Origin of the sequence: Rhodococcus sp. A14, from assembly GCF_011603105.1 — a bacterium.
Lineage (GTDB): Bacteria > Actinomycetota > Actinomycetes > Mycobacteriales > Mycobacteriaceae > Rhodococcus_F > Rhodococcus_F opacus.
The window spans coordinates 1-20,208 of the sequence record NZ_JAAOQS010000010.1; the positions used below are offsets into that span (position 1 = coordinate 1).

The window sequence follows — 20,208 nt, forward strand, 5'->3', positions numbered from 1 at the left end:
GGGCCCACCCGCAGGCTGTCCGCCGCGGGGTGGTGGACCTCCGGGGCGTCCCTGTGGCGGGGGGCCACTCGGTCGTCTCGGTCCGTTCGGTCGATCACCCGGGGCGTTGCTGCGGGGGGAACTCACGTACAAATCTCCAGTGGTTGTGGACCGGCTTCAGTCCTGCGTTACGTCTGTGGGCACTCTTCTGCCCGCGTCCGTGTTCGGGCGTGTCTACTCGCTCGCGGTTCGACGGCTCGGAGGCCGCGGCCGTGGCGACGAACGCCTGGGCCGTTTCGGTTCGGGCACGGTACCGAGAACATAGGACTGGACCAAATGGTTCCAGCTGCATGTCCGGCACACCTCGACCACGTGAACCGAGAACTCCTCCTGAGTGGACGCGAGACGCACCAGCTCCTCGGCCGTACGAGCCGAACCCGACACCGGGCCCAACTTGTCACCGAAGACCCAGGAGACCAGAGTCAACTGCTCCTTACGGCAGATCGGGCACACCACATCACTGCCCTTGCCGTGGAACTTTGCGGCACGAAGCAGGTAGGGGCTGGCGTCACAGACCTCCGTGACACCCGTCCTGCCCGAGTAGACCTCGGCCAGGAGTGACCGGCGCTGAAGCGCATAGTCCACCACCTGCCGCTGTATCCGCACGGAGACCAGAGTACGTGCGTCGCGTCCGGAGAGAAGGGGTCGGTCGAGTGACGCTGGTCAAACACGGTTGCCGCACTACGATGCCGGTGTGGCCTCAGGACCGTCCTCGCAGACTCGCGCACGTGACCTCGATCGGGTCAACGCATGCAGCCAGCTCGACGCCGCCTACGCCGATGGACAGCTCGGCGCCGGCGAGTACCACGACCGCACCGCCCAGGCCATGTCGGCGAAGACTCTCGCCGAGCTGAACCTGCTGATCAGCGACCTGCAGCTGCCGTCGTCGATCACCGCCCAGGCACCTGTCCGGACATCGGGTGCACCCCGCCGGGCGCTGCGGATCGCGGTCGCGTGCGGGGCGGTGATCGCGGTCGGCGCGATCGGTCTCGCGCTCACCGAACAGGACGGCCCGGATCCCGTCACCGCACCCGTCCCGGCGCAGGTCGAGAAACCGCTGGCCCAGCCGGAGGTCGAGGTGCCCGCGGTGGAACCGATCATCGTGGGACAGGCGCAGCCCCTCACCCAGGACGGGATCCACGCCCTCTTCGAGCAGTACCGGCAGAGGTTCGGCGATCTCACCGTCCACGAACTGGGGTTGTACGACGAATACGCGATCTTGTCGCGGACGGCCCCGGACGCGCCCGACAAGGTCGACCGGTACGACTTCCGCGGCGGGTTCAAGCCGTCGGGCATCCGCACGCAGCGCCTCCCCGGAACCGGTGAGGTCGACCTCGCGCAGGTAAATGTGCCGGCACTCGTCGCGCTGATCGCCGACGCACCCCGGCTGGTCGGAGTCCCCGACGGCACCATCGGGCACGTTCTCCTCGCCGACGGCGGCAAGGGGCCGACGATCAATGTGTACGTCTACGACAGGGACCAGACCGGCGGAGGCTATCTGCGGGCGACGCTCGGCGGAGACGTATGGCAGGTGAACCCCGCGAACTAGCTCTAAGATCCACCCGTGGCCAGCCGATACCCACCGAACACGCGGGCACGCGACGTCGATCGAACCAACACGTCCGCACTGCTCGACGCCGCATTCGGCGACGGCCAGATCAACGAGTCGGAACACCGCGCGATGTCCGACCTCGCCGCGGAAGCTCGCACCCTCGCCGACCTCGAGGTCCTGGTCAGCGACCTGCAGCGACCCTCAGACGCACCACCGGACGCACGTCCCCCACGCGACACCGCCAAGCACTGGTTCCCGGCCGCCGTCGCCGTCGCCGCGATCGTGGCGGCCGTCGGCGCCTTCACGCTCGTCGACAGCGACGACGCACAGGCCACCGTGACACCCGTCGCGCAGCAGGTCGATCTCGATTCCGTCGAACCGCTGGTCGTCGCGACGCCGAATCCCGTCACACCCGAGGGCATGAAGGTGTTCCTCGACCGGTACCGCGCCAAGTTCGGCGATCTGATCGTCGACGACCTCACGCTCTACGAGGGCGGCCACGCCAGCCTCGAACGTGCGCTTCCCCTCGAACCGAACCGGATGGTGAGCTACGACTACCGCGGCGGGTTCACGCCGTCGCGAACCCCGACCACCCGGAAGGTCGACACCCCCGTGTTCGACCTGTCGACGCTGAACCTCGACCGGATCGGCGGAACGGTCGTAGGCGCCCCGGTGAGCCTCAACGTCCCGGACGGAGAAGTCAGCCACATCTCGTTCGAAGCCGACGAGGACGGCCCCACCGTGTCGATCTACGTGACCAACGAGTTCAGCGAGAGCGGACACATGGAACTCGACCCGTCCGGTGCACCACTGAGCGTCTACCCCTTCGGCCGATAGGACGTAGATGCCCAGGACCACACTCGCGGGAATCCGCGCCCGCGACTCCGACCGCGCCGACGCCTGCGGGATGCTCGACGCCGCACTCGCCGACGGGCAACTGTCCGCGGAGGAACACGCCTCCCGCACTTCCACGGCGATGCGGGCGAAGACGTTCGACGAACTCGACCGCCTCATCGGGGACCTCCAGATCCCCAGCCGGCTCGCGGCGAGCCCCGTCGTGTCGCCGCGACGCCGCCGGTCGTCGCGACGGTGGGTGTACGCCGCGGTCCTCGTCGTCGCCGCAGCTGCCGCGGGCGGCATCGCCGGAGCCGTCGCGAACAGCGACCTCGGCCCGTCGAAATCGGTGCCGAACCTCACCACCGGCGCCGGGCTGCACTTCTTCCTCGACGAGTACCGCGTCGAATACGGCGACACCGTCGCCGACGAACTCGGCCTCTACCCGGCTCACGCCGTCTTCGACCGGCCGTCCTCCGGCAACGCCCGGCAATCCGACTCCTACCTCTACGACGGCGAATTCGACGACTGGGGCAGCTCCTCCACCCGATCCGACGACGAGAAGTCCTTCGACCTCGGCACCGTCGACCAGGTCGCGATCGCCCGCCTGCTCGCCGGGGCACCCGAAACCCTGCGCGTCCCCGACGGCGCGGTGGAGATCGTCTCCTTCCGGTACGAACCCGGGTCCGACGACGGACCGCCGACCATCTCCATCCACGTGAAGAACGCCGCCGGCCACACCGGACACATGGTCGTCGGATTCGACGGCGAACCGTTCGACATCTACCCCTACGAGGACTGAGCGTCCAGGGTCGTTGCCCACCAGCCGCCGTCGGGTGCCGTCGGCCGCGGTTGGTCGCCCGATGTGACATTCGTTCAGTCAGACGGCACCGGTGTGACATTCGGCGACGCAGCCGGAGACCCGGACCTGGGTTGACAACCTGTGACGGCTTGTCCCGTGTATCGAGCGCGCGTATCCTCCTATATATCGGTGCGATATAGTTTTGAATCGCATCACGCGGTTAGGTCGGGCGACTCAGGGGGTGGACGTGCTCGAATTGGCAATTCTCGGGCTGCTCCACGAGTCACCCATGCACGGATACGAGCTGCGCAAACGGTTGACGGGACTGCTGGGTGCATTTCGCGCCTTTTCGTACGGTTCCCTCTACCCGACGCTTCGACGCATGCAGGCAGACGGTTTGATCGCCGAGGACGCAGGCCCTCCGGGGACCGTCAAGCGTCGCGCCCGCCGCGTCTACCAGCTCACGCCGATCGGCAAGGAGCGGTTCAAGGAACTGGTCGCCGACACGGGTCCGCAGAACTACACCGATGACGGATTCGGCGTTCATCTCGCCTTCTTCAGCCGCACCCCCGCAGAGGCGCGGATGCGGATTCTCGAAGGCAGACGACGCCAGGTCGAGGAGCGCCGTGAGGCGCTTCGCGACGCGATCGGAAAAGCGAGCGGCACGCTGGATCGCTACACCAAGCAGCTCCACCAGCTCGGTCTCGAATCCAGTGAGCGTGAAGTGCGCTGGCTCAACGAGCTGATCGCCGCCGAGCAATCGACAGCAACACCTAAGAAAAAAGGAGAACCCGACCATGGGTGAGAACAGCACCGCGGTGCGCGTGGCCATTGTGGGCGTGGGGAACTGTGCCTCGTCCTTGGTTCAGGGCGTGCAGTACTACAAGGACGCCGACGAGACGGCGACCGTTCCCGGCCTCATGCACGTCAAGTTCGGCAAGTACCACGTGCGCGACGTCCAGTTCGTCGCCGCGTTCGACGTCGACGCCAAGAAGGTCGGATTCGACCTGTCCGAGGCCATCTTCGCCAGCGAGAACAACACCATCAAGATCGCCGACGTCCCGCCGGCCGACGTTCCGGTGCTGCGCGGCCCCACCCTCGACGGCATCGGCAAGTACTACGCCGAGACCATCGAGATCTCCGAGGCCGAGCCCGTCGACGTCGTCAAGGCCCTGAAGGACGCCAAGGTCGACGTGCTGGTCTCGTACCTGCCCGTGGGTTCCGAGGACGCCGACAAGTTCTACGCCCAGTGCGCCATCGACGCGGGTGTCGCGTTCGTCAACGCCCTGCCCGTGTTCATCGCCTCCGACCCCGAGTGGGCCGCGAAGTTCAAGGACGCCGGCGTCCCGATCGTCGGTGACGACATCAAGTCGCAGGTCGGCGCCACCATCACCCACCGCGTGATGGCGAAGCTCTTCGAGGACCGCGGCGTGCAGCTCGACCGCACCATGCAGCTGAACGTCGGCGGCAACATGGACTTCAAGAACATGCTCGAGCGTGATCGCCTGGAGTCGAAGAAGATCTCCAAGACGCAGGCCGTGACGTCGAACCTGACCCGCGACCTCGGTCCGGGCAACGTGCACATCGGCCCGTCGGATCACGTCGGCTGGCTCGACGACCGCAAGTGGGCGTACGTCCGCCTCGAGGGTCGAGCCTTCGGTGACGTTCCGCTGAACCTGGAGTACAAGCTCGAGGTCTGGGACTCCCCGAACTCGGCCGGCATCATCATCGACGCCGTCCGCGCAGCCAAGATCGCCAAGGACCGCGGCATCGGTGGACCCGTCTACCCGGCGTCCGCGTACCTGATGAAGTCCCCGCCGGTCCAGATGGCGGACGACAAGGCTCGTACCGAGCTCGAGGCGTTCATCATCGACGCGTAGTTCACCACGCAGCAGCATCTGAGCACATAGGTCGCTCAGCTCCCGGCGAATGCACCTTTCGTCGTCTTCACGGCGACGAAAGGTGCATTCGCCTTTGTGTTCGATTTCTTGTCAGACCCTCCCTCTACGGTGACACCCAGGATTCATCGAGGGAGGCGTGATGTCCGACAACACTTTCGATCGAGAGATCGACGACGCCTGGACCGAACTCCAGGACCGTCTGACCGGGTACGTGCACGTGATGGAGGACGACGACGAGCTGGTGCTGCAGTCGCAGTACGACAGCGTCGACGACGGTCTCGTCGAGACCGCCGCGTGCGTGCGGTTCTTCGCGTGGGCCGGCGACAAGGTGCGGTGCGAGGTGCCGTCCAACCGCTTCCTGCACCCGGCGCGGGCACTCACCGAGGAGGAACACGATCGGCTGATCGAGCTCGGCTGGAATCGCCCCGACCTGTGCGAGCACGTCGACGAGGGCAACGGTTCCGCGTCGTACTACCTCGACGCCGACCGGGAGGACGCCCACCTGCTGGCGTCGATGACGGTCACCGTGTTCCGGGAGATCTGGGACCTTCTGCATCCCTCGTTCCTGAAGGCGATCACCGGTGGCCGGGGCGAGACCCCGGAGTTCGGTACGGCCGATGTCCCGGCCCAGCTGCGCGACGGCGCCGGGCTGCGCGACCGTGTCGATGCCGCGGTCGAATCCATGCTCGAGCAGGCACCCGGCAAGGATGCGGACGGCGACATCCTCGTCTGGGTCGGCGATCTCCCCACGTATGTGCGGGTGATCGAGGAGGACGCCCGCGTCGAGGTGTTCGCCCGTGTGGTCCACACGATCAGCGATCGCACGCGCACCGCGGAGGCGCTCGCCGACCTCAACCGCCAGTGGCCCGACATCAAGTTCCTGCTCATCGTCGACAACGTGGTCGCCGTCATGCGCGTCGACGGATCACCGTTCGTCGCGGATCACCTGGTGTCGGTGTTCCGGATGTTCGAGCATTTCGTGGACACCGTCGACGACGCGTTCGCCGAAAAGCTCGGCGGCAAACTCAATTCCACACCCGGCGCCACGTCCTCGTACGCAGAGCACGAATGCGAGGACGAGTTCCCCGCCGCCCTCGTGACCCTGATCCACCTCGACTCCGAGAGCGGGCTCGACCCGGACGACGTCGCGGAGATCTGCGGACGCGACCGCGACACCATCCTCGAGTTCCTCCGGCTCTGCACCGAGCAGGAGATCGAGTGGCGCCACAACGCGGAACTCGCCCGCGAGGAAGAGCCCGAGGAGGCCGACATGTGTGAGGACGAGGCGAGTGCCTGGGCCAAGACGAAGGAAAGCCTCCGCGCCGCGCTGCGGGTTGTGGTGCTGCCGAACCGTACTCCGCCGCGCGGCGGGTTTCAGAACCTCGGCTAACCCGGCAGCGGGATGATGACGCCCGGCAGGATTTCGATCTGGGTCGGCGCCGGGACGGGTGCGGGCACCGGCGGGACGGGCGGAACCGGGACGGCCGGAGGCGGAACCTCGACGGGTGCCGGGGTGGGGGCACCGGGCGGCGGGACAACCCCGCTGGTGCCGGTTCCCGTTCCGTCGCCGCTGGTTTGACCGGTCCACGTGGGCACACCGGCTTGGCCGCCGATCGGGTCGGGCCACGGGAAGTCTTCCCAATCGGTGTCTTCGAGGGCGCCGTCCATCGTGTCCTTCCAGATGTCGGACGGCAGACCCGAACCGTAGATCAGGCCGCCCCAGCTGTTGTTGATGGCGGTGGCATCGGCCTTGCCGATCCACACCGCCGTCGCCAGCGACGGCGTGTAGCCGACCATCCAGGCGTCCTTGTTCTCGCCGGTGTCCCCGAGCTGCGCCGTGCCGGTCTTCGCCGCGGACGGGCGTCCCCCCGCCAGCGCGTGGCCCCGCGAGTACGAGGCGATCGGCATCAGTGCCTGACTGATGTTGTCGGCCACCGCGGCATCGAGCCGGCGCTCACCCGGACTGGGCGCACGGTCCAGGAGCACGACGCCGTCGGCGGTCACCACCCGCTGCACGAAGTACGGCTGGTGGTAGATGCCCGACGCCGCGAGCGTCGCGTACGCGGACGCCATGTCGATCGGCCGCGACAGGTACTGGCCGAGGACGATGCCGCCCTCGGGTTCGCCGCCGTTCTCGCTGAGCGTCTTACCCTGCACCCCGGGAATGAACTCCGGGATCCCCGCCTTGTGGGCGGCGTCGGCGATGGCCTGCGGACCGTTGTCCAGCGACATCATCAACCGGTAGAAGCTCGTGTTCAGCGACCGCTTCGTCGCCTCGGCGATGGTGCACGTGCCGCAGGACTCGCCCTCCACGTTGCCGATCTGCACGCTGCCGACGGTCAGCGGTGCACTGCTGAACCGGGCGGAGAGGGGGATGCCCTGCTCCAGCGCCGCGGCCAGGCCGAACACCTTGAACGACGACCCCGTCTGCAGGGGCGCCTGGGCGTAGTCGAAGCCGGCGCCGTCCTCGCCGCCGTAGTACGCGCGCACACCGCCGGTGCGGGGATCGATCGACACGACGGCGGTCCGCAGCCCCGGATCCTCCCCTTCGAGGTTGTCGTGGACGGCCTCGATCGCGGACTCCTGCGCCCTCGGATCGATCGTGGTGGTGATCTGCAGTCCCTCGGTGTTGAGGGTCTGCTCGGAGATTCCCGCATCCGACAACTCGCGCAGCACCTGGTTGCGGATCAGGCCATCGGGGCCGGGCGCGGAGTTGGCGTCGGTGGGCCGGTTGGACGGGGCGGTGACCGGGAATTCGGCCGCACTGCGGTCCTGCTGACTGAGCACACTCATCGCGACCATGCCGTCGAGCACGTAGTTCCAGCGCGCCTGCAGCTGGTCGAGGTTGGCCTCGGGGTCGAGGTAGGACGGGCTCTGGATCACGGAGGCGAGCACCGCGCCCTCGGCCACCGACAGGTCGCCGACCGGCTTGTCGAAGTAGGCGCGCGACGCCGCCTCGATGCCGTACGCGCCGCGCCCGAAGTAGATGGTGTTCAGGTAGGCGGCGAGAATTTCGTCCTTGGACCACTCGCGGGCCATCTTGGTGGAGATCACGAGTTCGCGCATCTTGCGGTACACGTTGCGGTCCGCGCCGACCAGCACGTTCTTGACGTACTGCTGCGTGATCGTCGACCCGCCGCCCGCGCTTTCCTTGCCGAGGACGTTGTCGCGGGCGGCACGCATGAACCCGGTGACGGAGAAGCCGGGGTTGGAGTAGAAGTTGCGGTCCTCCGCCGACAGGACGGCGTCGCGGACGTGCTGGGGAATGGCGTCGAGCGCGATCTCGGTGCGGTTGCCCTCCGGCGGGATCACCTTGGTCAGCTCGGTGGTGCCGTCGGCGGCGAAGACGGTGGCCACCTGATTGGTCTTCATGTCCGACGGGCGCGGGACCTCGGCGCGGACGTAACTGACCAGGAACCCGACGAGCGGGACGACCAGCAGCAACGCGATCACAACCAGGCTGACCCGGCGGACCGTGCGCCACCGGTTGCGTTTCTTCTTCCCGTCCGGTGGTGGAGTGGTCGTGTCAGCCGAACCGTCGTCCACGGGCGGTGTGCCCCCCGGATCGGAGGCATGGTTGCCCGTCGCGTCGTTGCCAGAACTCACTTCCACACTCCCGGTCAGTTATCCGGTCACGGAGGATCATCGCACCCACCCGTACGTATGTTATGTGAATGGCCTCGAGTGTGACGCGCGCCGCGCTAACGCTCAGCAAATATCCATACCGACCGTACTGTTTCAGCGCACCCGATTCCGGGCGACGACCGCCAGCCCCGACAGCACCAGGCATCCGAGCAACACCAGCGCAGGGGTGACGCCGGGGTCGCCGCGGACGACCTCGACGACCGCGGCGATGAACGCCATCACCGTGAAGAACCCGAGGATGCCGATCAGAACCTCGAGCCGCTGCCGCTTCGCCACCGGATGCATGACCGACACCTTTCCCCTCGCCCCGCTCGACCGGCACCTTTCCCCTCGCTCCGCTCGACCGGCACCTTTCCCCTCGCTCCGCTCGACCGGCACCTTTCCCCTCGCTCCGCTCGACCGGCACCTTTCCCCTCGCTCCGCTCGACCGTTAACTCTTCACGCCGCCGGCCGTCAGGCCCGACACGATGCGACGCTGGAACAGCAGCACCATGATCACCAGCGGAATGGTGACGATCGTGCCCGCCGCCATGATCGCCGCGTACGGCACCACGTGCGGGTCGTTGCCGGAGAACCGGGCGATCGCGACCGTGACCGGTTCGGTGGCGTCGCTGGAGAGCTGGCTGGCGAGCAGGTACTCGTTGACGGTCGCGATGAACGCGAGGATGGCGGTGGTGAACAGGGCGGGCGCCGCCAGCGGCAACATCACCAGCCGGAACGCCTGACCGCGGCTGGCGCCGTCGATCCGCGCCGCCTCCTCGAGCTCCCAGGGAAGTTCCTTGAAGAACGACGTCAGCGTGTAGATGGTGAGCGGCAGGACGAACGAGATGTTCGGGATGATCATCGCCTGGTAGGTACCGATCCAGCCGATGTTCGTGAACAGCTGGAACAGCGGGGTGACGAGGGCGACGACGGGGAACATCGACGCGCCTAGCACGATGCCGACCACCACGTACTTGAACCGGAACTCGATGCGGGCCAGCGCGTAGGCGGTGAAGATGCCGACGGCGAGGGCGACGACGGTGGTGATACCGCCGATGATCATGCTGTTGACGACGGCCCGGGTGAAGTTGTTGCCGCTGCTCGTCGACAGGGCGTTCTGGAAGTTCTCGAGCGTGACGTGCGTGGGCCAGGGTGTGGTGTCGAACGTGTAGTCAGGGTCGCGGAACGCCGTCACCATCATCCAGTAGAACGGCGCGAGCCCCCAGACGAGGATGATCGCGACACCGATGTAGATGCGGGAGTTCTTGAAAGCGAACCGCTTCGGGCGGTTGCGGCGGACGGGCCTGCTCGGGAGTTCGAGCTCCGGGGCGCGATGGGTCACGACTTCGGCCCCTTTCGCTGGGCTTCCTGAGTCTCGACGGCGTTGGCGCCGAGAAATTTCACGAGGACGAACGCCACCGCGAAGATCAGGAGGAACGTGATGGTGGAAAGCGCGGACGCGCTGTTGAACCCTTGCCGCACCTGGTCGACCACGAGGATCGACACCGTCGTGGTGGCCGGGTTGCCGCCGGTCAGGATGGCGGGCAGGTCGTACATGCGCAGGGCGTCCATCGTGCGGAACAGGATCGCAACCATCAGCGCCGGCTTCACCAGCGGGAGCGTGATCTGCCGGAACCGCTGCCACGCCGAGGCGCCGTCGACCCGCGCCGCCTCGTACACGTCCTGCGGGATCATCTGCAGTCCGGCGAGGATCAGCAGGGCCATGAAGGGTGTGGTCTTCCAGACGTCCGAGATGATCACCGCGAACCGGGCGGGCCACGCGTCCGACGTCCACAGGATCTCGGTGCCGAGGAGGCGATTGGCGATGCCGTCGTAGGCGAAGATGAAGTACCAGAGCTTGGCGGTGACCGCGGTCGGGATGGCCCACGGGATCAGGACCGCCGCACGCAGCAGGGCGCGGCCCTTGAACGTCTTGCCCATGATGATCGCCATCCACAGGCCGATCGCGACCTCGAGGCCCACCGTGACGACGGTGAAGAACGCGGTGTTCCCGACGGCCGACCAGAACTGGGAGCCGAGCGTGCCGGGCGGGCACGCCACGGCCACCCCGCTCGGGGAGGTGCACTGTTGCAGAATCCAGTGCGTGTAGTTGGTGAATCCGGCCCAGCCGCCCTCGACGAACATGCCGGTCGACGGATCGAGTCCCGCGTCCTTCTGGAACGACATCACCACTGCCCGGATCACCGGGTAGCCGATGACGACGGCCAGCACGGCCAGCGTCGGCACGACGAACAGCCACGCGCGGCGACTGCTCAGCCCAAAGCGTCGCCTGTTCTCGCTCTTCTCACGCGAACCGCGGCCGGGGTCGTTATCCCCGGCCGCGGGACGGGCCGGCGCTCCACTGGTGGTCCCAGTCGGAACGGCCATGTTCACTCCTGTGCTCTACGAGCCTGCGGACTGGATGCCGGACTGCATGTCCGTGATCGCCTGATCCACCGACTTCTCACCCTTGATGGCAGCGTAGGCGTTGTCCTGCACGGCCTTCGACACAGCGGGGTAGAACGGCGTGACCGGACGGGGGACGGCGTTCTCGATCGACACCTTCAGCGTCGGCATGAACGGGTAGGCCGCGATGATCTCCGGGTCGTCGTACAGTGCGGCGCGGACCGGCGGCAGCGAGCCCATGGCGATGATCCGCTGCGCCTGCTCACCCTGCAGGAAGGTGAGGAAGTCGCGGGCCGTGGCCTTGTTCTCGGAGTACGCGCTGATGGCGGCGTTGTAGCCACCGAGGGTCGAGGCGCCGATGCCGTCCTTGCCGGGCAGCGGGGCGACCGCGAACTTGCCCTTGACCGCGGACGAATCCTTGTCGGCGGTGCCGTACACGTAGGGCCAGTTGCGCAGGAACAGCGCCTTGCCGTCCTCGAACGCCTTCTGGCTCTCGGGCTCCTTGAACGTGGTGTCCTGGGCCGGGATGTCACCGTTCTTGAAGTTGTCGACCAGCACCTGCAGGCCGGCGCGGGCCTCGGGGCTGTCGACGGTCGGCGTCTTGCCGTCCTCGCCGACGAACGAGCCGCCGTACGCGTTGATGACCTCGGCGGTGTTCACCGTCAGGCCCTCGTACGGTGCGAACTGACCGGCGTAGCAGTCGATGTTGTTGGTCTTCGCGACCTCACACGCGGCGGCCAGCTCGGCCCACGTCTTCGGTGCGGCGGGCAGCAGGTCGCTGCGGTAGTACAGCAGGCCGCCGTTGGTGTTCTTCGGCGCCGCGTACTGGGTGCCGTTGTAGGTGGCGCTGTCGACCGTGGCGGGGAGGATTCCGGTGTTGTCCACCGCGAACTCGCCGGTCAGCGGCTGCAGCCAGCCCTTGGCCGCGAACTCCGCGGTCCAGGGGACGTCGAGTGCGACGACGTCGTAGTCGGACTGCTTGGCCTGCAGGTGCTGGACCAGGTCGTCGTGCGCCTGATCGGCGTCGTTCGACTGCTCCTTGAACGTCACCTGCTCGTCCGGGTGCTCGGCGTTCCACGCGTCGATGATCTGGCGGACGACACCGGTCTCGGTGGTGTCCTTGCCCTCGACGTACATGATGGGTCCGCGACCGTCGAGGTTCTCCGACGTGGAGTCGCTGCCGCTGTCGCTCGAGCAAGCGGTGAGCGTGACCAGCGAGGCAGCGGTGGCAAACACCGCGGCGCGCCGGACCGCTCTCGAAATCTGAACCATGGAGTCTCCCCGTAGGTAGATGTGGATGAACCCGTTACCGGCACGACAGAACTCGCGGCACCGGCGCGGTGTCGGAACATACTGTGGCATGGAACACCGCAGAAGTCCGGCATTACCCCCGACCTGAATCGGTCAGGAACCGCTCCGGCCCCCGCCGGGTCAGCTCAGCCGGTAGCCCTCGGACGCCGAGAACAGGTGCACCTGGGACGGGTCGACGTGCAATTTCACCAGGTCACCCTTGCGGGGCGGGTTCCGCCAGTCGGCGCGGGCCACCAACTGCTGGGTCTCCCCGTTGACGGTGCTGCGGCCGTAGATGTAGGCGTCGGATCCGAGTTCCTCCACCACCGCGACCTCCATCGGGATGCCGGTGGTCGACAGTTCCAGGTGTTCGGGGCGGATCCCGACGACGACCTCGCGTTCGTCGGTATCCGCGCGCAGCTGCCGGGGCAGCGGAATGGTCGCGTCGCCGAGCAGGACCCCGTCGGGGGTGATCGGCAACGTGAAGAGGTTCATCGACGGTGATCCCATGAAGCCGGCGACGAACACGTTGGCCGGCCTGTTGTAGAGGTCGCGGGGCGACGCGCACTGCTGCAGCACCCCGTCCTTCAGCACCGCCACCCGGTCGCCCATCGTCATGGCCTCGACCTGGTCGTGTGTCACGTACACCATCGTCGTCTCGAGGCGACGCTGCAGCTGCGCGATCTGGGTGCGCGTCTGCACGCGGAGCTTGGCGTCGAGGTTGGACAGCGGCTCGTCCATCAGGAACACCTGCGGCTGCCGGACGATGGCACGTCCCATCGCGACACGCTGCCGCTGACCGCCGGACAGCGCCTTCGGCTTGCGGTCCAGGTACGGCTCGAGGTCGAGGAGTTTCGCCGTCTCCTCGACGCGCTTGCGGATGTCGTCCTTCGCGGCGCCGGCGAGCTTGAGCGCGAAACCCATGTTCTCGGCCACCGACATGTGCGGGTACAGCGCATAGTTCTGGAACACCATCGCGATGTCGCGTTCCTTGGGTTCCTGGGTGGTGACGTCGCGGTCGCCGATGAGGATCCGGCCGCTGTGGACGTCCTCGAGCCCGGCCAGCATCCGCAGCGACGTCGACTTGCCGCAGCCGGACGGGCCGACGAGGACCAGGAACTCACCGTCCTCGATCTTCAGGTCGAGCGTGTCGACGGCCGGTTTGTCCGAGCCGGGGAACAGGCAGGTGGCACCGTCATAGGTCACTGTGGCCATGAACGTCGAAGTCCCTTCTACCCGGCGCCGCGCACAGGTGCGTGAAAATGTACCTGTTGACGCACTTTCTCACTCACCGCTGGGTCGGTGGATGATCGGCTCGCGCAACCGCCGTCAGGCCTCCGCGCGCCGCCACCGCTGCCGATTCGGCCGAATTACGCTCGGTCCGAATCATGTTGGCGGCATTCATGTACAGGTTTCTCCACAGCTGGGGATGGATGTGTCGATGAATCGGGGCGGTGAATACCGTGTGAACACCACGAGTCGCCGGCGCAACCGCAGCGAGACCTCCTGCCGCATGGGGCGCTTCGCGCCCGTGCGCCTTTTTGGTTGCCCTAGCTACCAGAACGGCGCACGGGTGGCGGAGCCGCCTCGAACCGGTCCGGGCTGTCCACGACACCCGCGCTGCAGGCGGTCAGGCGGGGTTCGGCGCTGGTCGTGCGAACCCGGACCAGGTCGGTCCCGGCCGGGTGCCGGACCAGGACGTCGGTGTCGCCGTCCGGCCGCGGGGTCGCCGACAGCGGGATCACGTCGTCGAGTCCGAGCAGCGACCGCTCGACCCGGACGGTGTGCTCGGCGAACTGCAGCACCGGGTCGTCGGTGCACCGGCCGCGGTAGTGTTCGAGCACCACGCGTCCGTGATCATGTTCGGCGACAATGTGTTCCGCCGCCTCCGCGGTGACCCGGCCGTAGTAGATGCCCGACGGCAGGCACACCATGGTCGCGGCGAATCGGTCGCCGCCGACGTGCGTCGATTCCCACACCCGTCCGTCGCGGTGGCCGAGGCCGGTGACGACGGGGCGTCCGAACGACGCGCAGCACGCGTCCTTCTTGCCGTGAGTGCAGACGAGAAACAGCGATTCGGTGGGGTCGAGACGTTCCCCCACTCCGGGTGACAGGTCGAGGTCGAGGTCGAGCAGCTCCCGGTCGTCACGCACCAGCAGTCGCTCCGCCCAGCCGTCGGCTCGTCCGGGACGCACGAGGTAGACATGACGTCCGGCGGCGACGTCGCGGCGCTCCCGGGTGCGGATCAGCACCGGACGCACCCCCGCGTCGGCGCACCGGGCGGCGAGTGCGTCGCCGAGGACCGGGTCGAGCCGACTCTGCCGGAGCCGGTCGCGTCCCCAGGGTCCGGGTTGCTCGATCAGCAGCCAGCCGCGCACCCGGGGCGCGGTGCCGCACAGCGGCTCTTGGAGTGACCGGGAGAGCGCCGCGCAGGCCGGTGGCGTCCACCCCTCGGGCGACATCGTCGTCTGCACGCTCACTCAACAGACTGTATAAGGTTAGGTTCACCTATCTTCTACCCCCTTCGAGATCGAGGTCCAGGATGCGTTCTGCCACGTGCTCCCCGAATGTCACCGACGTCCAATGGCAGGAGATCGTCGACGCCCTCACGCGACGAGAATTCGGAGCCGGGCTGGGAGCAGCCGCACTGGCCGCGCTCACCGCCGCCTGCGCGCGACCCGACGCGGCAACGGGCAGCGACAGCGGCGCCCAGCGCACCGTCACCCACGCCATGGGCACGACGACGGTGAGCAACCGGCCCAGTCGCATCGTCGCCCTCGACAGCCTGCCCATCGACACCGTCGTCACGCTCGGGAAGACCCCGGTAGGCGCTGCTCAGGCCGGTTCCGCCGACGCGCTGCCCGCCTACCTGGGCGGCGGACTGGACAGCACCACCGTCGTCGGGTCGATCGCCGAACCGAACCTCGAGGCGATCGCCGCGCTGCAGCCCGACCTCATCCTCAGCAGCAAGCAGCGGCACGGCGACCTGTACGACGCGCTGTCCGCGATCGCGCCGACCGTGTTCTCCGTGTCGCCGGCGGTCGACTGGCAGGGGACGCTGCGGTTGTTCGCCGAGGCCATGGGTGAGACGGACGCAGCCGAGCAGAAGCTGTCGGCGTTCCATGCCCGCGCCGCCGCGTTGACCGAAACCAGCCGGGGCCGCACCGCGCACGTCATCCGCGTGATGGACGACGGCCTGCGCCTGCACGGGCCCGGCACGTTCTCCGGTTCCGTGCTGACCGCGGCCGGCTACACCATCACCGGGCAGCCGTGGGACGCGAAGAACGACATGTCCGAGATCTCGCTCGAGAACGTCGCCCAGATCGACTCCGACATCGCGTTCGTCGCCAACACGTCCGCACCGGGTGAACTGGGGATCGACTCCGTACTCATCGGGCAGATGGGGCCGTCACGACGCGACGGCGTCCGCCAGACCGACTACCGGGTGTGGATCACCGGCATCGGCCTCACTGGCGCAAACCTGATCCTCGACGACCTCGAGCGGCTGTAGGCGGCTCCGCCGCCCGTGCGCCTTTCTGGTAGCGCCGACGACCAGAAAGGCGCACGGGGGCTAGCCTGCCTGGGTGAGTTCCGACAAGATGCTGACCCGCATCGGTGGGCTCCTCCGGCAGGCGGAATCCACCGACAACCCGCACGAGGGCGAGGCCTTCATGGCCGCCGCCCAGCGCCTCGCCACCGCCTCCTCGATCGACCTCGCCGTGGCGCGCGCCCACGCGGCAGGCCGGGAGAAGCGCGCCACTCCCACGCAGCGCCTGATCACGATCGGTGAACCGGGCAAGAAGGGCCTCCGCACGTACGCGCAGCTGTTCCTGGTGATCGCCGCCGCCAACGACGTCCAGTGCGACATCGCCCAGACGTCGGCCGTCATCTACGCGTACGGGTTCGCCGGCGACATCGACGTCTGCGAAGCCCTGTACGCGAGCCTGCTGATCCAGATGGTCCGGGCATCCGACGGCTACATCAAGTCGGGGGAGTACCGCAGCGAGACGACGGTGCGGACGCAGGTCGAGAAGCGCGGGCGCCGCCGGGTCGCGACACGGGTGCGACGGCCCGTCGCCGGTGTCACCGCCCGGTTGAACTTCCAGCTCGCCTACGCCGCGCGGATCGGGCAGCGCCTCGCCGACGCCAAGAAGGAGGCCGAGGAGCAGGCGGTGTCCGTGCCGGAGTCGTCGGCGGAGACGGCGCTGGTCCTGCGTGACAAACAGCTCGAGCTGAAGGACTACTACTCGGAGAACTCGCAGGCCCGCGGCACGTGGCGCGGAGGGCGGGCGTCCGCAGGACATTCGTCGAGCGCCCGCCGGGCCGGCGACCGCGCCGCCCGGACCGCCCGCCTGAGCAACTCACCCGAACTGTCGACCGCCCGCAAGCAGATCCCGTCGTGAAGCGGCCCCGCGACACTCAGCGGACCGCCGTGTACGACGCGGAAGCCCTCGTGCGCACCATGTTCGACCGCGCCGACGAGCGCGGGCTGCGCGTCGTGGACGTGATGGGGTCGCAGGTGACGCTGCCGGTGGAACGCAAGTTCGCGTCGATCGACTCGGTGCAGGATTACGTGGACCGGGTGCTCGCCCTGAACTGGGTGCGATCCACCTGGACGCGGGCGGCCACCCCGGTTCACGTCCGCGCGCGGTCGGGCAACAAGGCCGCCCACTACGAAAGCGATTGCGCGACAATCGCAGTACCCGAGCATCGGAACGGCAACGCCTGGGCGTTCCGCGAACTGGTGGTGCTCCACGAGGTCGCCCATCACCTCGATCCGTCCGACCCCGACTACCCGACGGTCGCCCCGCACGGACCGGAGTACGTGGACCGCTACCTCACCCTGGTCGGGGAGATCATCGGCCCCGAGGCGGCATTCGTCCTGCGCACCATGCTCCTCGCGGGCGGGGTGCGGCTGAACTGAGTTGCCTCAGGCGCGGGGGCGCAGCCGAACGAAACGGATTTCACGGCCCGCCGCCCGGAAGTCCGCCGCGCTGCCGTCGACGTCGAAGCCCATGCCTTTGGCGATCCGCAGTCCGAGTTTCGGATGCTCCGCCGCGTAATGCGCCATGAAGTCCGCACCGGTCTCGGAATCGAGGAATTCGGCTGTCACCGAGAGTCGCCGGAGGCCCACCTGAATCTTCGCGCTCGGTTGTGCACGCAGGTTCCGGTACCAATCGGACTTGGGACCGAACCCGGCGGCCAGCACGTACCCGTCGCCGACGGCGTCGTGGTTGACCACCTCGAGCACGACCTGCCGCCGGACGCCGGTCTTGCGCCCCACGTGTTCGAGGAGCAGGAATCGGCCACCGAGGAGAAAGCCGAGGTGGACGCGGTAGAGGTAGATCGGCGCGCGGAAGAACGTCCGCCGGATCCCGGTCGGCGGGTCAGGCCTCTGCGTGACCTTCACACACCCAGTCTTCCACGTCCGCCATGTGGTCGGGCGGTGATGCGTCCTCATCCGTTTCGGAGTCAATGGGCGGAAGACGCGCCGACAACCGGGTGAATGTACCGCTTGGCGTATCTGGGGCGCCGGACGGTACATTCGCCCGCTCAAATCGCCCGCTCGGCGGGTTCGTTGTGCGCCCGACCGTCGCGCGAGCACTATGGATCGGGAAGGCCCAACGTCTACTCCGAGGAGCCACGAATGACTCGTCCAGTTCGCATCGGTGTCCAGCTTCAGCCGCAGCACGCGCCCGACTACGGGCTGATCCGCGACGCGGTGCTGCGGGCCGAGGACGCCGGCGTCGACATCGTCTTCAACTGGGACCACTTCTATCCGCTGTACGGCGATCCGGCCGGCGCCCACTTCGAGTGCTGGACGATGCTCGGGGCGTTCGCCGAGCAGACGGAGCGAGTGGAGATCGGTGCGCTCGTCACGTGTGCCGGCTACCGGAACCCGGATCTGCTCGCCGACATGGCCCGGACCGTCGACCACATCAGCGGCGGACGGCTGATCCTGGGCATCGGCTCGGGCTGGTTCGAGCGCGACTACGACGAGTACGGCTACGAATTCGGCACCGCGGGGTCGCGGCTGAACCTGCTCGCCGAGTACCTTCCGCGGATCACCGCCCGGTTCGCCAAGCTGGAACCCGCACCCACCCGGCACATTCCGATCCTCATCGGCGGCGGCGGCGAGAAGAAGACGCTGCCGCTGGTCGGGCAGTACGGCGACATCTGGCACAGCTTCAGCGACATGGACACGTACAAACGTAAGTCGGGGATCCTCGCCGGATACGCACGGGATGCCGGACGCAGCCCCGACAGCATCCAGCACTCCACGTCGTGGCCGGGTGTCGACGACGCGGCAGCCCATGTCGACGCCGGCGTCACCCTGTTCACCGTGGGCGTGGGTGGTCCCGACTACGACCTCGGCACTCTGAAGGAGGCGATCGCCTGGCGTGACGAGAACACTCCGCCACCGCTGTCGGGCCTGGCGTAGGCGCTTCGCGCCCGTGAGTGGTTAACGAGTCTCTGCACTCGTCAACCACGCACGGGCGGCGGAGCCGCCTACAGCCGTTCGAGGACCATCGCCATGCCCTGTCCGCCTCCGACGCACATGGTTTCGAGGCCGAACTGCTTGTCGTGGGTGGTCAGGTTGTTGAGCAGGGTCGCGGTGATGCGGGCACCGGTCATGCCGAACGGGTGACCGAGGGCGATCGCGCCGCCGGAGACGTTCAGCTTGTCCTCGTCGATGTTCAGCTCCCGCGCCGACCCGATCACCTGCACGGCGAACGCCTCGTTGATCTCGACGAGGTCGATGTCGGAGATGCCCAGTCCCGCGATGGCGAGGGCACGCTTGGACGCCTCGATCGGGCCGAGGCCCATGATCTCCGGCGACAAACCGGACACCCCGGTGGACACGATCCGGGCCAGCGGGGTCAGCCCCAGTTCCTTGGCCTTGGTGTCGGACATGATCACCAGGGCGGCGGCGCCGTCGTTGAGCGGGCACGCGTTGCCGGCGGTGACGGTGCCATCCGGGCGGAACACGGGCCCCAGCTGGCTGACGGCCTCGTAGGTGGTGCCGGCGCGGGGGCCGTCGTCGGTGGACACGACGGTGCCGTCGGGCAGGGTCACCGGGGTGATCTCCCGCTCGAAGAAGCCGGCGCCTATGGCCTCCTCGGCGCGGTTCTGCGAGCGCACCGCCCACCGGTCCTGCTCTTCGCGGGTGATGCCGGTGATCTGCGCGACGTTCTCGGCGGTCTGGCCCATCGCGATGTAGGTGTCGGGGACCAGACCTTCCTCACGCGGGTCGACCCACTGCTGGCCGCCCTGGGCGAGCTTCTCGGTGCGGATCTGCGCGTCGGCGTACAGCGGGTTCTGGGTGTCGGGCAGCGAGTCGGAGTTGCCCGCGGTGAACCGGGACACGGTCTCGACACCGGCGGAGATGAACACGTCGCCCTCACCGGCCTTGATCGCGTGCAGTGCCATGCGGGTGGTCTGCAGCGACGACGAACAGTACCGGGTGATGGTGGTACCGGGAATGAAGTCGTAGCCCAGCTGGACCGCGACGTTGCGGCCCATGTTGAAACCCTGCTCGCCGCCGGGCAGGCCGCAGCCCAGGATCAGGTCGTTGATGTCGGTGGGGTCGAGCGCGGGCACCTTGTCGAGTGCTGCCTGGACCATCTGCGCGGCGAGGTCGTCGGGGCGCATGCCCTTGAGCGATCCCTTCATGGCGCGACCGATCGGGGAACGGGCGATGGAGACGATGACGGCCTCGGGCATGAGTAACTCCTACCGATTGACGTGGTGGACGG

The 20,208-nt window shown here is 67.8% G+C and carries 20 protein-coding genes; 10 read left to right on the plus strand and 10 right to left on the minus strand.

The features are described from left to right. Window positions 1-213: 213 nt before the first annotated feature. Window positions 214-645: a DUF5318 domain-containing protein gene (locus G9373_RS08000; protein WP_029539769.1), complete on the minus strand. Its 432-nt coding sequence runs from the start codon at window positions 643-645 to the stop codon at window positions 214-216. 88 nt (window positions 646-733) lie between these two features. On the opposite strand from G9373_RS08000, the gene G9373_RS08005 reads away from it, so the two are divergent. From G9373_RS08005 to G9373_RS08030, 6 genes are all read left to right on the plus strand, one after another. Continuing rightward, the gene (locus G9373_RS08005; protein WP_167114562.1) at window positions 734-1,588 is read left to right on the plus strand and encodes a DUF1707 domain-containing protein; all 855 of its coding nucleotides are present in this window, start codon (window positions 734-736) and stop codon (window positions 1,586-1,588) included. Between the two features lie 15 nt (window positions 1,589-1,603). Further along, window positions 1,604-2,428: a DUF1707 domain-containing protein gene (locus tag G9373_RS08010; RefSeq protein ID WP_167114565.1), complete on the plus strand. Its 825-nt coding sequence runs from the start codon at window positions 1,604-1,606 to the stop codon at window positions 2,426-2,428. A 7-nt stretch (window positions 2,429-2,435) separates the two neighbouring features. Continuing rightward, window positions 2,436-3,227 (plus strand): DUF1707 domain-containing protein, encoded by a 792-nt coding sequence (locus G9373_RS08015; protein ID WP_167114568.1) that lies wholly within the window; start codon window positions 2,436-2,438, stop codon window positions 3,225-3,227. A gap of 247 nt (window positions 3,228-3,474) precedes the next feature. Next, window positions 3,475-4,032, plus strand: a complete 558-nt coding sequence (locus tag G9373_RS08020) for a PadR family transcriptional regulator (protein ID WP_005264441.1) — start codon at window positions 3,475-3,477, stop codon at window positions 4,030-4,032. After that, a complete protein-coding gene (locus tag G9373_RS08025) occupies window positions 4,025-5,107 on the plus strand; it encodes an inositol-3-phosphate synthase (protein WP_005264442.1) in 1,083 nt (360 codons plus the stop codon). Before G9373_RS08020 ends, G9373_RS08025 begins: the two co-directional genes overlap by 8 nt. A gap of 160 nt (window positions 5,108-5,267) precedes the next feature. Continuing rightward, window positions 5,268-6,518: a hypothetical protein gene (locus G9373_RS08030; protein ID WP_005264443.1), complete on the plus strand. Its 1,251-nt coding sequence runs from the start codon at window positions 5,268-5,270 to the stop codon at window positions 6,516-6,518. Here the strand turns inward: G9373_RS08030 and G9373_RS08035 are convergent. From G9373_RS08035 to G9373_RS08065, 7 genes are all read right to left on the minus strand, one after another. Continuing rightward, window positions 6,515-8,740 (minus strand): transglycosylase domain-containing protein, encoded by a 2,226-nt coding sequence (locus G9373_RS08035; protein WP_169695273.1) that lies wholly within the window; start codon window positions 8,738-8,740, stop codon window positions 6,515-6,517. The two genes, G9373_RS08030 and G9373_RS08035, sit on opposite strands and share 4 nt — an antisense overlap. 126 nt (window positions 8,741-8,866) lie before the next feature. After that, window positions 8,867-9,058 (minus strand): hypothetical protein, encoded by a 192-nt coding sequence (locus tag G9373_RS08040; protein WP_043791782.1) that lies wholly within the window; start codon window positions 9,056-9,058, stop codon window positions 8,867-8,869. A 145-nt stretch (window positions 9,059-9,203) separates the two neighbouring features. Then, window positions 9,204-10,097: an ABC transporter permease subunit gene (locus G9373_RS08045; protein WP_005249640.1), complete on the minus strand. Its 894-nt coding sequence runs from the start codon at window positions 10,095-10,097 to the stop codon at window positions 9,204-9,206. Beyond that, window positions 10,094-11,143, minus strand: a complete 1,050-nt coding sequence (locus tag G9373_RS08050) for a sugar ABC transporter permease (protein ID WP_005570354.1) — start codon at window positions 11,141-11,143, stop codon at window positions 10,094-10,096. Before G9373_RS08050 ends, G9373_RS08045 begins: the two co-directional genes overlap by 4 nt. Before the next feature lie 15 nt (window positions 11,144-11,158). Beyond that, window positions 11,159-12,433: an ABC transporter substrate-binding protein gene (locus tag G9373_RS08055; protein ID WP_167114571.1), complete on the minus strand. Its 1,275-nt coding sequence runs from the start codon at window positions 12,431-12,433 to the stop codon at window positions 11,159-11,161. A gap of 159 nt (window positions 12,434-12,592) precedes the next feature. Next, window positions 12,593-13,666, minus strand: a complete 1,074-nt coding sequence (gene ugpC / locus G9373_RS08060; RefSeq protein ID WP_005264449.1) for a sn-glycerol-3-phosphate ABC transporter ATP-binding protein UgpC — start codon at window positions 13,664-13,666, stop codon at window positions 12,593-12,595. A 335-nt stretch (window positions 13,667-14,001) separates the two neighbouring features. Then, complete coding sequence (locus G9373_RS08065; RefSeq protein ID WP_005570358.1) at window positions 14,002-14,931, minus strand: sucrase ferredoxin; 930 nt, start codon at window positions 14,929-14,931, stop codon at window positions 14,002-14,004. Between the two features lie 62 nt (window positions 14,932-14,993). Here G9373_RS08065 and G9373_RS08070 point away from each other — a divergent pair, with 62 nt between their 5' ends. The 3 genes from G9373_RS08070 to G9373_RS08080 all read left to right on the plus strand — a co-directional run bounded on the left by G9373_RS08070 (window position 14,994) and on the right by G9373_RS08080 (window position 17,375). Next, window positions 14,994-15,962 carry an iron-siderophore ABC transporter substrate-binding protein gene (locus G9373_RS08070; RefSeq protein WP_133985760.1) on the plus strand — a complete coding sequence of 323 codons (969 nt, stop codon included), beginning with the start codon at window positions 14,994-14,996 and terminating at the stop codon, window positions 15,960-15,962. Between the two features lie 73 nt (window positions 15,963-16,035). Next, on the plus strand, window positions 16,036-16,854 hold the full coding sequence (locus G9373_RS08075; protein WP_120660124.1) for a DUF2786 domain-containing protein: 819 nt from the start codon (window positions 16,036-16,038) through the stop codon (window positions 16,852-16,854). Continuing rightward, on the plus strand, window positions 16,851-17,375 hold the full coding sequence (locus tag G9373_RS08080; RefSeq protein WP_120660123.1) for a TIGR04338 family metallohydrolase: 525 nt from the start codon (window positions 16,851-16,853) through the stop codon (window positions 17,373-17,375). The genes G9373_RS08075 and G9373_RS08080 overlap by 4 nt, the downstream gene beginning before the upstream one ends. 6 nt (window positions 17,376-17,381) lie before the next feature. On the opposite strand, the gene G9373_RS08085 is transcribed toward G9373_RS08080, so the two are convergent. Further along, window positions 17,382-17,861: a nitroreductase family deazaflavin-dependent oxidoreductase gene (locus G9373_RS08085; protein WP_005570361.1), complete on the minus strand. Its 480-nt coding sequence runs from the start codon at window positions 17,859-17,861 to the stop codon at window positions 17,382-17,384. 237 nt (window positions 17,862-18,098) lie between these two features. On the opposite strand from G9373_RS08085, the gene G9373_RS08090 reads away from it, so the two are divergent. Next, window positions 18,099-18,893, plus strand: a complete 795-nt coding sequence (locus G9373_RS08090; RefSeq protein WP_005570362.1) for an LLM class F420-dependent oxidoreductase — start codon at window positions 18,099-18,101, stop codon at window positions 18,891-18,893. A 68-nt stretch (window positions 18,894-18,961) separates the two neighbouring features. On the opposite strand, the gene G9373_RS08095 is transcribed toward G9373_RS08090, so the two are convergent. Beyond that, complete coding sequence (locus G9373_RS08095; protein ID WP_167114574.1) at window positions 18,962-20,176, minus strand: acetyl-CoA C-acetyltransferase; 1,215 nt, start codon at window positions 20,174-20,176, stop codon at window positions 18,962-18,964. Window positions 20,177-20,208 lie beyond the last annotated feature (32 nt).

Excerpts from the sequence above, each read along its gene's own strand:
- G9373_RS08015 (WP_167114568.1), top strand. The coding sequence starts at position 2,436 with ATGCCCAGGACCACACTCGCGGGAATCCGCGCCCGCGACTCCGACCGC.
- G9373_RS08025 (WP_005264442.1), top strand. The coding sequence starts at position 4,025 with ATGGGTGAGAACAGCACCGCGGTGCGCGTGGCCATTGTGGGCGTGGGG.
- G9373_RS08030 (WP_005264443.1), top strand. The coding sequence starts at position 5,268 with ATGTCCGACAACACTTTCGATCGAGAGATCGACGACGCCTGGACCGAA.
- G9373_RS08040 (WP_043791782.1), bottom strand. The coding sequence starts at position 9,058 with ATGCATCCGGTGGCGAAGCGGCAGCGGCTCGAGGTTCTGATCGGCATC.
- G9373_RS08050 (WP_005570354.1), bottom strand. The coding sequence starts at position 11,143 with ATGGCCGTTCCGACTGGGACCACCAGTGGAGCGCCGGCCCGTCCCGCG.
- G9373_RS08055 (WP_167114571.1), bottom strand. The coding sequence starts at position 12,433 with ATGGTTCAGATTTCGAGAGCGGTCCGGCGCGCCGCGGTGTTTGCCACC.
- ugpC (WP_005264449.1), bottom strand. The coding sequence starts at position 13,666 with ATGGCCACAGTGACCTATGACGGTGCCACCTGCCTGTTCCCCGGCTCG.
- G9373_RS08070 (WP_133985760.1), top strand. The coding sequence starts at position 14,994 with ATGCGTTCTGCCACGTGCTCCCCGAATGTCACCGACGTCCAATGGCAG.
- G9373_RS08090 (WP_005570362.1), top strand. The coding sequence starts at position 18,099 with ATGACTCGTCCAGTTCGCATCGGTGTCCAGCTTCAGCCGCAGCACGCG.
- G9373_RS08095 (WP_167114574.1), bottom strand. The coding sequence starts at position 20,176 with ATGCCCGAGGCCGTCATCGTCTCCATCGCCCGTTCCCCGATCGGTCGC.